Raw genomic sequence first — 15310 nt, forward strand, 5'->3', positions numbered from 1 at the left:
ATGTGCTATTTTTTAAATAGAGTTATTGCTGTGTCTTCTGCAGCCCTAATTTTCCTGGCCTCTGCCCCGTTATCTGCTGACAATGCTTTTGATATTCGTGTCGATTCTTCAATTTCTCAATCAGATCTTAACAGTAGATATGTACTGCATATTAATGATTGTTCTGAAGTTATTAAGGTCTCTGCCGGAAATAATTCTGCTGACAGCTCATCTCTGCACAATACAGGCGGTTTCGCATGTGAGTATCCATTTGAAGCGTCCGGCAGTAATAAACTAAATCCTGCTGCTAAAATCAGTTATAGAAACGGGAGTTCAATAGAGTACAGCGAACAGTTTGATTACGAAAAACAACTGCCGAATTTAAATATAAATACCGTTTCAATAGTAAATTATAAGGGCTATCAACATGTAAAAGTTGAAATGTCTGCCTCTGACGATACTGATATAAGCAGTTTATCTTTAAGTTTAACGGGAATAAGAGCAAGCGATCTTCGAAATGCCGGCGGCGTTATAGATAGAGCGGCTGATAAAGCTTTTGTTAAGACTCGCACCCCCTTAGTGGCCTTTCCTGATTTTGAGGGACAAACAGAGTTCTCCATTTATATTCCGTTATTAACAGATTTAACTCAGTCTGAGATTGAAAATAATGGCGTTTTATTGATAAATGCTTCTGCAAAAGACGCATCGGGTAATATTAATTCTAAATCAACAATACAATTCACAGGCAAAGATGTTGAAGAGCAAGTACTTGCATTTACTGTTAAACCCAAGCAGATTATTTTTACCGATTTACTGCAGAATGTTGTTATTATGCCGTCGGTTGAATATCAATTTCGCGGTCATGTTAGTCTGGCCGGGGGCGGTAGAGGTGTCAGCTACTCTAGTTCAAATCCTGCAAAAGTAAGTGTTTCAGATGACGGGCTTGTTATACCATTAAGCGAAGATATTGCAGATACTATTATCAGTGTCAGCTACCCCGGCTTTGCACCTGTTAAAATTCCTGTTAAGTTAGATTTAAATAGAAAATTAGTAAAGCTGAAGGCTCTGTCACTGCATCTGGAGTCATTAAATAAAGTCAAAGCGATGCCTGATATTACAGGTGTTTTTGATGATGGTTCTGAAGTCGAATTATCATCCGCGACTCCTTATCAGATTGAAATCCCTGAATCTGCGCAGGCATTTATTCACGGCGATGAGCGAGGGTTTTCAGCTAGTTCAATTATTGAACAACAGGCTCCGTTGAGTGTTCGAATCAGCCTTAAGCAGTTCCCTGAAATTAGTGCTGATATAAACATAACTGCATCTGATGCAGTTCCCTCCGTTAAATTGAAAGCCTCTGCAGACATCGCGGTAGGAGAAAGTTTAGCATTAACTGCGCAGGCTGATGATGATGTAGACATTGCATGGGTGGAAATGTGGCTAAATGGTAACTTAGTCGCTAAATTAGATAGTTATCCTTACCTTTTGAATTTGCCGATATCTCAGGAATTAGAAGGGCTTGAGCTTAATTTTACTGCGTTGGCGGTAGACTCGGCAGGGCAGAGATCTGCACCGTCAATAAGCAGTGTTAAAGTGACAAAAAAATCGGAATTAAGCGTACCTGAATATACGTTTGAATTCCCCGCGGATGTTTCTGCCGTTGTTGAACAGACACCTTTAAAATTTAAAATATCCTCAAGTTTAGGTCCCGTTTCTAAGGCCGCATATTCAAGCGGCATTTCTCGTGTTGAATTCTATATTAATGGTAACCAGGTCGGTCAGAGCGCATATCCGCTGTTCGAACAAAAAGACTCCTCCAGCGGTGAAGAGAAGAATTTATTTGAAATCTGGCAGTTTGATGCAAATTTACCATCCATATCTACCGAATCAACTTCAATTAGTGTGTCTGCACGTATATATGCGGCTAACGGTGCAGTGCATGATACGCCAGCAAAGCTGGTCAAAGTACTGCAGAATAGTAAACCTGCCGTTCGAATTGTAGAGCCGCTTAGCGGCAGCAGTGTATCTGCCGGACAGAGTCTAACGGTAAAGCTGGAAGCAAGCGACGACACTCTGAAAAACGGCTCAATTCTGAGCTTTATTGTTAATGGTGAAGAGTTTTATACGCAAACGATCCAAGATGAAAATGATTATCGTCAGAATGGACATTACAGCTATCAGGTAGAAAATATAAGTTTTGTTCTGCCGATAAAGGAAGAGTGGATCGGCACTTCTGTAAGCTTGACTGCCAGGCTGCAGGATATTCATCAGCAGGTCAGCCAGACAGAGCCGCTGTTAATTCCAGTTAAAACGGATCAGAAACCGACTTTGGCAATTAGTTATCCCGCAGAAGGTGCGCAGCTGGTTTCGGGGCTGTCGACAGAGATAAGAGTGAATGCCAGCGATGATATTGCTGTCGCTAAAGTTGAATTCTTTGTCAATGACCGGTTGATCGGATCTGACTTAAAAGCGCCGTATTCACTTATTTATAAAACCCCTGAAATTAACGGCGAAGCGCCTATTACATTTCATGCAGCTGCAACCGACAGCATGGGACAGAGAACAAAAAGTGCATTAGTTTACGCAACTTTATCTGAAGATTTTACTGCGCCGGTTATTAACCTGGCATCACCGCAAATATCGGAAACTGATGCGGGTGACGACATTGCTAGAGTTGTGGAGTCTGATTTTTTTGCTTTGAAAATAACTGGTTATGATAATGTTGGTGTTACGCATATTGATCTGCAGGGGGTGAGTTTTAATAAAGGAAGTGGTTTTGTTTTAACCGGTAATTTAGATGATAAAGTAGAGCAGTCAGATTTTCAGCCGCAGATTATTCCCGGTGTATTAAATGCATTTTCTGCTATTAAACTGATTTCAGCGCCGGCATTTACCCATACTGAAGGTATTAAATATGATCGCTACCCGCTTAGAGCCACTGCTTATGATCAAGTCGGCAACAGTTCACTAATAGATATCGTTATTGCAGTTTCAGTTGATGAAAAACCAGTCATTGTTGATGTAACTAGTAATCAGAAAAGATTTTTTGCAAATGATACTGCCAAGTTTGATATTTTAGTTCGAGATGACAAAGAGATTTCAAAATTAGAGTTGAAGTTAATTGATTCTAAAAAGAATATACTTCTGCATAAGCAGTTAACCAGCAAGTCAGGTCTTATTGCCGCAAAAGAGCTAAGTACTCAATTTGAAATTGAACTAGCTAAGTTAAATCTTTTAAATGAAGCGAAACCGCTGCAGTTTCTTGTAAAAGCATTTGACAGCCAGATGCAGGAATCACAATGGCAAGCTTTAGCGTTTGATATTACTGCAGATCAGCAGGCTCCAATTGTTGCTGTCAGCAGTCCGCTGCAGACTGAAACCTTATATGCCGGTGAAACTGTACGATTTAACTGGAAAGGAGCAGATCAATCCGGCATTAAATCAGTTACAGCAAAACTTGGCGAGCAGGTCTTTGAGCAGAATATTGATAATAAAACGGCCGCACAGGGATTTTTTAATTTTACACTCGCGCAGTTAGCGGAAGAAGACAGTTCAGAGCAGTCAGTTGTTTTAGAGCTTAGTGCTGAAGATATTCACGGCAATAAAAGTGAAGTGTCTAAATGGCGCTACAGTTTAGCGCATGATAATAAGCCGCAGATTTCAGTCCGTACCCCTGCCGCCGGCGAGCGGGTAACTGAAGGTGAGCAGATGACGATTAATGCACTGGTCAGCGATGATCGGGGATTAAGCAGTGTGGTTTTCTTTACTCGTTCAGGTCAGGTTGAAACTGTATTTAAAAGATTTGACGGCGCTAAAATTGATACTCAGGGAGATTACCTAAGCGCAGCACTTCGAGTACCTGAGCAGTCTGATAATAATCCAGTGATTGTTGGTATACGGGCTGTAGATACGCACGGCCAGGAAACGGAAGTGCAGTTAGATATTCAAATACTTGATGACTTACAAGCTCCTGAAATTGTTCTTTATAAACCGGCTAGTGACCTGCAGATTTACCCTGGACAGAGTTTTCAAATCAGCGGCACGGCAAGTGATAATCTTTATATAAACAAAGTTAATTTAGCCTTTATAGATGAATCAGGTAATTTATTGCCGTTAGAGTGGGAAATTTTCTCACGTAAAGATCGTATTGAAACGATAAAGGCCGCTAATCAGGGAACTCTTGGCTCAATTATTGTCGGCAGCAGGTTTTATACTGATTTTTCCGGCAGAGTTCGTATTCCGCTTGAAGCAGTTAATACCATGGCGGGTAATAGTTATCAGTTAACTGCGACTGCAACTGATAATGGAATTAACGAAAAAACCTTTGAAAGTGTGCAGGTTGAGATATTAGATGACGATATTAAGCCGGTTATAAAATTTAATAAACCAGGTAAGTTACTGGTGGAGAAGCAGCAGGCAGTGGTTGATTTTTCTGTTTCAGATAATATTGCCGTAGCTTCTTATAAAGTCTGGTTAAAAGAGCAGGATCAGCAGGATAAATTGTTATTTGAGAAGCAGGATCTGTTTGCTGCTCAAGTTTCTGTCAGTGAGACTCTGGATATTTCTGCTTATAAACCTAAGCAGCTGCACAATACCGAACTGCAGCTGCTGGTTGAGGCCGCTGATGTCAGAGGCAATAAGGTATTATACAGCCACTCTTTTGAGATATCGGTAGATCAGCCGCCGCAGTTAAGTATTATTAATGAACTGCCGAAACAGCAGTTGATTAAAGGTGGTGTGTACCATGCTGCACTTAATGTTAGTGATGATTACGCACTAGAAGGGACAAACAGTTTTGCTGTATTGACTTCTATGCTGCAGAGTGAAGCTGGAATACGCGGACCAACGGGTCTTGAAATTGAAGATAGCCCTGCAGTTCGTTTTAATTATCCGGAAGGACAGGCGCAGAATGCTTCTGTATTAATTAATGGAAAATCCTACCTTGAAATTGCAGACGGCCAGTTAACCAGCTTTGTTAAACCGGCTGAAATCAAGACACTGACCGTTAAAGGCTCAGATCAAACTGAAGTAAAATATATAGTTACTTTTTACTCTAACAATCCTTGTTCAACGGGGACCTTCAGCCGTGAGTTTATTCAGTCAACACCGTTAGATCTAGGGAAATACCTAAGCGCAGATATTACGCGGGCTGAAATTCAGCTTGAATATCCATTAAGCGGTCCGGAGTTTATTAAGTCGATTTATATCAGTTTTGCTGATACTCAGGTAATCAACAGCTATAAAACCGATGGTGTAACACAGTCTGTTAGTCCGGCCGCTTCTGTTGCTGTTGCTTTAGATGGAATTGGTTTAGTTGAGTCAACTAAACTATTTAATACTAGCAGCAATAAAGCTCGTTTTGGTTTTATTACCCCTGTAAATCATAATATCGAAGCTGATGCTTATACCGTTTTTGCGCATGGTCTTGACCGCTATTCTGCACAACGTGGGGATATTACCCTTAAGGCTCTAGCAACGCAGCCTGTAGTGTCAGATCTGTTCCCGCCTGAGCTTACTGTAACAGGCCCGCAAGCCGGTCGTGTATTAGTACCGCTGCAGCAGATCAATCTGCAGGCGTTGTTTTCTGATAATACCGATATGCTGTCAACCGTTAAAGTGCTGCAGAACCGCCAGAAACAGCTGACAGATCTTGGCAGTGTATTTGCGCAGAAGGACTTAAGTTTTCCATATCAAGTACCAAAAGATTTTGATAATGGAGAGCTTGAACTTGCTCTTATTGCAGAGGACAGAAGCGGTCATCAGGTATTAAAAAATCTGATATTTCCATTAGCCGCCAATGAGAAACCGCAGTTAGAATTTAGCGGTTTTCATAGTTACAAAGTGAACGGCAGTTATTTAAAAAACTATACCGATCCGCAGCGTTTGAATTACGGTGAGTTCTGGGTTCGTAATGGCGAGAGTTTTGCTGTTGATGTCAGACTGAGTGATGATGCCGGTCTGCAAAAGTATGAAATAAATCGTCTCGATGCAGAAGGGCAGACTGCGGAAACTATTTTTGAAAAATCGTTTTCGGTACAGTGCCCTGCGCCTCAGATTGTAAGCCACAGTCAGAGCCGTGAAATTTTATTTAACTTCAATAAACCCGTTGAGTATCAGCTGGTAACAATAGATACCTACGGCCATAAAATATCGCGTAACTTTATTGTTCATCCTCTGGCAAATGTAAAACCAGAAATCCGCATCGTCTCTCCCGCCCAGGATCAAGAAATTGCAGCGGGAACATTCCGTCTTCAGGCTGAGTTTATCGCCTCTGATGACCGTATGCTCTCTACTCGTTTTTCTGACGGCAAAGGAATACGTGTTTTAGTTAACGATGTACCTGTCGCATTAAGTAAATTTAAGAGCGGTATCGATGCTGTTAAACATAGCGAAGCGTTGGATTCAATCTATGATGCATTTGAAAAAAATTACGGCATAGACAGAGCAGAAGAGTTCGGTCAGGCATCGAGCCCCTATCTGATTTCAGGGCAGTTTGAATTAGAGATACCTGAAGGCCTGGTTCGTTTTGGTGAAACTTTACGTATAAGCGCTTATATTACTGACTCAGATGATGCTGCCGGAACGGATGAAATCAGCCTTAAGGTAGCTCCGGATACAATTATACCTGAGCCGCTTGTTCTTGGACCTGGTGCAGGTTTCAGCGCAGTTGAAAATTCTGATTTTACACTTAAATTCGCAGCCTACGATAATGTCAAAGTAGAACGAATTGAAGTACAAACTGCATATGGTTTACTGTCTAAAGACGGCAGCTACAATAAAGGTTCGTATAAAAAAATCCGCTTAGTTGATGCAATTCCTGCTGCTGATTTTCAGCCTTTATCAACAGAGAATATTGACACACCAGAGTATGCTCAAAAACTGCACATTAAAGCTTTACATGAAATATATAAAGATTTTTCTACTGTACCAGCAGATCAGGTTAAAAGGACTGATATATGGGTTAAGATCATTGCTCAGGATGTATCAGGTACAAACAGTATTGAGCTGTCTTATCCGGTCAAGGTAGATGAAAAACCTGTTTTAGATATTAAGTCGCCTCTGCCGGGAGCAAAAGTAGTAGAGAAAACACAGCAGACAATCCAGGTGAATGCGTTTGATGATGTTGGTTTAAGTTACGTTAAATTAACAGCAGAGCATCAGGGAGAAATTCTAAAAACACAGAAAATAACAACGGCTTCCTATACTTTTGTTGTTGATATGCCGGCTTATTCTGAGAAGGGCGTGAATACAGTTGAGGTCAGTATCGAAGCCATGGATACCTATGGTGCTAAGTTTAATTCTCCGGATCAGCATATTGCCCGCGAAAGTTTGTCCGTTGAAATTGTTATGGATCAGCCTCCGGTAATCACTATTGCCCAGCCTCAAGATCAGCAGGAAATTATCGAGGGAGAACATCTATTAGTTCAGATCAATGCATCCGATGATGTCGCTGTTGACCTTGTTGTACTTAATGTAAAAGGATTAAAAAACGGAGAGCAGAGCTTTACCGATTTAGTTTTTCCCTATGAGTTTTTTATCCAGGTACCCTATGGACAGGCGGGAACGGATCTATTACTTAGCGCCAGTGTTAGCGAAAAAAGAGAAAAGCCGAGAACAATCACCTTACCTGAGCCAGTTACCGTTAAGGTACTGAAAGATGAAAGTGCGCCGGAAGTTAGTATTATTAAACCGTCGGGAATCGATTCTCGAATTGCGGAAAAGCGCTTCTTGTTTTATCAGCTGGAAATTGAAGATAATGTAAAGGTTGCTTCGGCAAATGTAGCACTGCTGGCGGATCGTGATGCTGACGGTGTGTTTGCCGAGAGTGAAGTTATCAGTAATAACTTTCTATTATCACCTCCTTATTCCGGCTCTCTTGCGGTTGGACAGTTAAGCGACTACCTGGATAAGAGTGATCCGCGCAATGAACTGGCAATGCAGCTTAGAGTGACTGCTAAAGACGGTATCGGCAATAAGAGCGTTGAATATACACCGCTAACTCTGGTTAAAAATCAGCTGCCTGAAGTAACGGGTATTAAATTTTTAGACTCAAGAGGTTTTAATCTCGGGCTGATTAATGAAATAACTGAAAACCGCGGGATTGTGGTGCAGATTTTAGCTGATGATCCTGAAATTGGGGTCGATAGTGCCAGTCTTTATTATGCCGTTGCTGCTGATGCAAAAAATCTAACATTTAATAAACTGGGAGAAGACAGCAGTAACCCATTTCAGTTCCATTTTCAAATTCCCAGCGGCTCAGCAGGTAAAAACCTTTATTTCAAGGCGCAGGCTAGAGATGTTGACGGTTACAGCAGCGAAATTACCCCGGTTCTAAGCACACTGCAGATTCTGCAGGATAAACCGCCGGTCACGAAAATAGTGAAGCCTGATAACGACAGTTCAGTTGTTATTGACGGGGAAGATATAGAGATACTGGTTGAAGTTTTTGATGATTTAGGTGTTGAAGGCGTTGACCATGTTGTTTTTTACAGCAACGGACAGCCTGTACTTACTGTTTATGATAGTTTAGGGCAGCGTAACGGCAGCTTCGCACAGGACCATCTGTACAGAGGGCTGTTAGCCGCACCATCCGGTGTTGACGGATTTGTGGTACAGGCAATTGCTTATGATGTTATGGGGCAGGCCGGCGCTAGTCAGGAAGTATTAATCGGGCGTATCAAAGATACGGTGCCACCTAAAATCTCGGTGCTTTATCCTTTAAATAATGAAATATTAACCGTATCTGAGCCGTTAAGAGCGGTTGTTGCGGTTGAAGATATCGGTACGGTTATCGAATCCGTTTCCATGAATTGGAAAAGAGAGTATCAGCTAGCCTCTGGAGAGTGGCAGACTCTTGCTGAATATCCATTAGCGTTAAGTCGTAATGATATTCGAGGTGCTGGTGATAATACTCCGGTCAGTGAGCCGGAACTACATAAATATATTTTCTGGGCTGATTTTACCGGCTTAACGGATTCTGAGGGACGACAGGTACTGCTGCGCACAGATAAAAGAAACGAACGCATCAGTGTTACTACTACTGTTGTGACCAAAGAGCACAGCGAATCTGTTACTACCTTTTATGAAATGGGAATTGCAGTCAGCGAAAGGCGATTTATTTCTCCTCAGAAAGATGAACAGGAGAGTGCTAAGCAGGTTTATTATTCTGCTATAGATCAGTACAAAACGTCCGATCGAACGGGCGCACTTATTGCAGCCTGGTCTACTCAAGATCCGATGCAGTTAGAGCAGGGCTTAGGTGTTGTCTCTGTTGAACAGAAAATTATACCTAAAACAGGTATATATATTTTAGACGGGGTTGACGAGACTCGTTTAGACGGCAGCGGAGATCTTTTTCTTTATTCTGATTTACTAAACGGTGCTGCCGAAATCTTTACCGGGACCATTGGTGAAATTAAGGCTGATGCAAATATTGTTCTGGCAGCCAAATCCGGAGTTATGACTGACAGCTCTTTGAGTAATAAAAATGAGTCGAAATTTACTAACCAGCTTGAAGAAAATATTAAGAAAAACTGGCTGGGAGAATCAAGCGGAGCAGAAGGTTCAGGTGAACTTTATTATGATAACTCAGACGCCGAGCTGCTGCTGTTTAATCAGCAGAATGCGGACTACAAGTTTGGGCTGCCTTATCAGCTGATCGGACGGGTTGATCTGCCCTATGCTGATGTCTACGGCTTGGACCGGGCCGATGATCTGGCCTTAGTTGCGAACGGCTTAGGCGGTGTTCAGGCTATTGATATTAGTGAATTTAATGCGCCTTATCATATTGGATATATCAAGCCGAACGGTTTTGCCCGAGATGTGAAAATTAAAGGCGGCTATGCTTTTATTGCCGCATCACATGAGGGGGTAGTTGTTGCTGATATCAGCGATCCTTCCATGCCGATTATTTCTGTTATCGATACTCTGGGTATTGCTAATCGACTGCATATTCAGGGAAATAAATTATACGTAACAAACATGGCTGGTGAGGGACAGGCTTCTCAGCTGGATATTTTTGATATTGCTGACCCTTATAAACTTAACCACCTTAAATCAATCGAGTTGACACCTGCCCGTAAAGATCTTGTCGCAGACGGTGCCTATGATGTCTTTGTTTCAGGTAATTTAGCCTTTGTCAGTGTACTGTATTCGGATCAGGAAGATAAACCGGCGCAAAGTATGCTGGAAATAATTGACCTTAAAAAAGCCCAGCAGGCGGATCTTGATGCAACTATACCTGTTATGGTTAAACGCAATGCTTCAATTGATGATCCTGCTGTACGCGGTATTACATTAGGGCGCGGCGGCATTCAAGCTGCTACCGGTAAATCCGGCATCAACAGGATAGATCTGCCTGCATTAACCGTTATTGCTGAGCAGCCTGTTGCGGACTCATTTGATGTGCCGCTGCTGGGAACTTCTATCGAAATAGAGTTATCGGCAGCTGTCAGTGCTTCAACTGACTTAGCATCTTATTTCGATATTCGCCAAGGTAATGCGCTGTTCGGAAAGTCTGTTGTGGAGCAGTTTGAACTGGCTTTTGTCACTAAAGGTAATTCAATCAGTACCCGCTATATTTCCCTGAAGTTAAAATCGGGTAAGCAGCTGCTTCCGCTTACCTCTTACTCTGTGGTTGTAAAAGCGGGATTATCGCCGTTAACAGGTTACGCTTTAGGCTCTGATTATATCTTCAGCTTTACCAGTGCCAGCCATACTGATGCACTTTCACCTGATATCACCTCTATTTGTACGCTGCAGAGTGTTGAAATACTCAAAAGCTGTATCAGTACAGGTGATATAAACGGCGGTACAAAGGTTGTTATTGCCGGTTTTAACTTTGCAGAGAAACCAAAGCTGCTGATTGGTAACAGACCGCTCGGTATTGAGAAAATAGTCAAAGGGACGGACGGGGAAGCGGATCGTATTTATGCGGTTACAGCCCCTAACTATGCAGGACCGGCAGCTGTTACTGTAACTAATAAGTATAACCTTAGCGATACGGTTATTGCAGGTTTTACTTATGTTGATCAGCTGCAGATAGACTTTTTAACACCGGCGATTGTTAGTACAAATCAGAACGGTATTAATGACAAAGTTGATATTATCGGTAAAGGTTTCCATTCCGGTATTACTATTAAAGCTTATAAATCAGGCAGTCCTGACACAGCTGTGACTGATCAGCCTGATAATGACCGCCTAAGACTTTACAGCGCAGAGCGCATGAACTGGTCTGTGCCTGATTTTAGTAAAGGCTCAGGAGAAAGTTACCGCGGCTTTATTGATATTGAGATAAGCGATGCTGCAGGGCGTAAATATCTGCTTAAAAATGCACTGTTTTACGGGCGTTTAGAAATTGATCGTTCATTAAGAACTGCCGAGTTATTAGATGATGAGAATAAAGACAGTTACATTCCAGATTCGATAGAACTTCCTCCCGGCTTAATTGTTGATCTAGAAGCGGATCCGTCACTTAATTTAATTTATGTTCTGGGCCGCGGTGTTGTAAAAAACAGTAATATCAGCAGCAGCGAACAGATGAGAAATAGTTTCAGCCCGGGCTGGATCTCTCTTGTTAAATATTCGCCGCAGGATTTGACTAATGCGGCTCCAAAACATGGTTTAGGTTATTATAATCTGCCGCCTGATCTTGTGCCGACGGATATGACATTAGTTGATCAGCATCTGTTTGTGACTGCCAGAGGTTATTCATTCCCGCTGATACGCTCAGAGTTTGAATCTCAGTCGGTTTTATTGGTTTATGATCGGGAAATTAGAGATCCTGATAACTTAAGCGAATCTCCCGAAGGTAAAGACCGCCAGTTTATATACAGTCTACCCCTAGCTTTCAATAAAGCGCCTCGTAAAGTGATTGGTTATCAGGGCCTGTTATTTGCGTCCGCCGGAAGTGAAGGTGTGGCGGTGATTAATATTTCAGATCCGACTAAACCGGTTCTGATTAAAGTCATTGATACTGCTGTTATTTCCGGAAGCAGTTATAAACTGAATGTTCAGGATATTGAGCTGATTGCCGGGCGTTTGCATATTGTAACGGCATACGGTAAAACACAAAAACGTTTAGTCTTCAGTATCGATTCACCTTCTATGCCGCAGCTTGGCAGCAGCTCGATTGGCGGTTTAACGGCACCTTTAGCTAATCAGAACCGTTTTGTATCCGGCACAGCTGTGCAGCTTGTCGACAGCAGTAAAGCACAATATATAAAATCACAAGGCCAGTATCAGGGTTATGGTTTCAGTGTTCCCGGTCAAAGTAAAGGCATTGCCGCAAACAGCAGTTTAGCGGTTAATTTAACGCGGACAAAAGGAGATAAAAATAAGAATTACAGCGATTCCTATTTAAGTCTTTATGATATCAGCAATCCGGCCAATATCGGCCTGCTTGATGCGTTAAGTGAGCAGAGAAGAGAGCTGATTGGTTTGTCCTCCGATTATGCAGCAGAGAATAGTTTTCGACACAGTGAAAGTTGGTTGAAAGATCCTCTCCTGTTAACGCATGACGGTATTGCAGTTTATGCGCAGTTAACCGGAACTAAGGCAGGGGCAACGGGCAGTGTACTGAATTTTGTGGATACATTAACGCAGGATTTAGCTGCATCTGTACCTGAAAACGGCGATCTTAATGTTAATTTAGATACAGCTTTAACACTTGAATTTACTCGTCCGCTAACCGGGACACTGGCTGATCTTAAACCTTATATTGAACTGCAGCTGTTTAATGCACAGGGTAAATGGGAAGCTGTGGATATTGACCTTGCACAAGGTGCTCACAGCAGAGAAATAAAGCTGCAGACTAGTCTGTCTGCACACAGCTCTTACCGTATTAACTTGTCAGAGCAGGCCGGCTCACGCCGCACTATTGGTTTATTTAATCACCAGATTAGCTTTAAAACAGCTGCGTTTAGCGGTGTGAAACCGGAAATATTAACGGTAGTACCTGCTGTTTTACAAATCGAAGGCGGGCAGGTGACCGTGCAGGTGCGTAACGGTGATAATGGCGCTCAATTCACTGTTGCTGGTGCTGAGGCCGCTGTGCTTTCTGTGAAGCCGATAGAGGCGAATATTACTGAATACCAGTTAGATATACCTGGAAATTTCCCCGGTCCTGCAAAACTGTCCATTGAAAACGGAGCCGGCGGTAAAAACAGTAAAATAGGGGCACTGCTTTATGTTGAACCTTTGCAGGTCAGCAGCTTAAAACCAGCCCAGGGCTCATTAAGCGGCGGCACTAAAGTACTTCTGTATGGTCAGGGGTTCCGCTTTGATGGTACGCAGCTTGAGGTTTCATTCGGCGGTTATCCGGTTGATCCGGACAGTATTAAAATATTAGACAGTCAGACCATTGAAGTACTGACTCCCGGCGGTGCAATTGGGGAAGTTGATGTCACTGTACGTCTGAGTAACGGCCAGTTTAAAACGCTGAATAAAGCATTTAGATATCAGCAGCCGCTGCAGTCGAATATTAAAGCACCTGGTCAGCAGGTATATGATGCAGTATTAGATCCTACGGAGAGTTTCCTGATAACCGCATCGGGCAGTCAGGGCGTTGTTATTTATGATATTGCAGCATCTAATTATACAGGCGGTCAGGATAACCCGTTGAATCCTGATGATCTGCTCCAGAAAATTGATAGAAACAGAGACGGTATTGATGATCGCCTGCTTGCGCAGGTCAAACTGCCCGCTGGATATCATGCGGTTGGTGTTGCGCCGTTTTTTGAAAAAGGTGCGGATAGGGTCTTTGTTACCGGTGTTAAATTAAGCAGCGGAGAAGCGCATGAGAGCCGTCTGTTTGTTATCTCTTTCGATGCCTTTGATATTAATAATTCTATTATTATTAAACAGTTGCAGTTACCTTCAAAGGGTGTGCGCGGTGTAACGGTTAATAATAATAAAGTCATCCTTTCCTTGTATGAAGGCGGTGTCGGATTTGTTGATGCGTACCTGCATAATAAACTTTATCTGGTTGATCAGCTGGTTTTACCGCAGCTGGCTCCTGTCTTAGATGCCGTGCAGATAAATAACCATTCTGGGCAAAGTGAAAAGTATATCGCTGTCGGTGGTGCTTTTAATTATCTGTTTAATAAGCTGGTCGAAGATGAAAAAGTCGGTTCCGGCGGATTCTACCTGCTGGAGAAAACAACCAGTAAAGCCTTGAGCCTGACTTCATCATTGGATATTCCTGCTTCTAGAGTCAAGGTAAGCGGTGATTATGCTTATCTAGCTGCTGGAAAATCAGGTCTGGTTATTGTTGATATCAGTGATTTATCATCACCGCAGATAGTATCCCGGGTTAACCATCTGGGTGAAGTTTACGATATTGATTTAAATGGACATTTTGTTTATCTCGCCCTAGGTGATAAAGGTGTGATTGCGGTTGATATTACAAATCCTAAATCACCGCTAGTGACTCAGGGAAGTCAAACTCAAACAGGTGATGCAGTCTTTTCCGTTGCTGCCGGCGATTTTGCATCAGCGGCTGCCGGTATAGCAGAAACTGGCGGTACGGTTGTACAGATATCGCCGGATCCTGTTCTTAAATTACATTCCGTTTTCCCTGAAAACAAGATACTGGACAGACAGACAAACGGTCAGTTACTGCTTATCGCTAGATTTAACAAAGCAATTGATATGACAGAAGCTAATAAGCATAAATTCAGTTTATTAGATGCCTCTGGTCAGCTTATCGGCACTGATATTGATCTGCAGAATAATGATGCCAGACTGATTGTTGATCAGGCGGATGCTCAAAAACTGCTGCCCGGTGAGAAACTGCAGTTAGTAATTAAAAAGGGAGTTTCTTCAGATAAGGAGCTTGCTTCAGGTAACTCAATCCGCTTGTATGAGTTAGCTCAGGATCAGTCCATCGAATTAACTTACCGCGGTGCCAGAAGCGCACTGCTGCTTATTGATGCGCTTGTGCCGCGCAGAGTTGAGTTAAATAAAAGCGCATTAGTGACCATAACCACTCATGGTGTGCCCCTAGACCGCTCATTAGTGCAGCTGTACCTTGGAGAAAAGGCGCTGACCATTGAGGAAATAAGCAGTAATGATCAAGCAGGTGCAAGCCAGATAATCACTGCATCTTTACCGGCTGTTAGTCAGCCGGGTCTGTACGATCTTGTTTTAGACGCTAAGGTTGACGGTATCTGGCAGCAGGCAGGATTAAAAGCGGCTGTTGTGGTTGATGCGCCGATTCAATTTGATTCTGTATCTCCTGGATGGGGGCCTTTACGCGGCGGTTCTGAATTAGAAATTCGCGGCCGGGGGTTTGAGCCGGGTAATACGGTGATGAACGCGATAAAAGTTAAAG

Annotated in this window: 1 protein-coding gene (cut by a window edge); it reads left to right on the forward strand. The window is 42.6% G+C overall.

Annotation, left to right across the window (positions count from 1 at the left end):
* Positions 1–15310: the 5' end (the start) of an Ig-like domain-containing protein gene (locus G337_RS0110210; protein ID WP_028863799.1), read on the forward strand. Its footprint extends 23699 nt past the window's final position; the window shows 15310 of its 39009 coding nt (coding positions 1–15310); the start codon lies at positions 1–3; its stop codon lies beyond the right edge, outside the window.

Origin of the sequence: Psychromonas aquimarina ATCC BAA-1526 (genome assembly GCF_000428725.1) — a bacterium.
Classification (GTDB): Bacteria; Pseudomonadota; Gammaproteobacteria; order Enterobacterales; family Psychromonadaceae; genus Psychromonas; species Psychromonas aquimarina.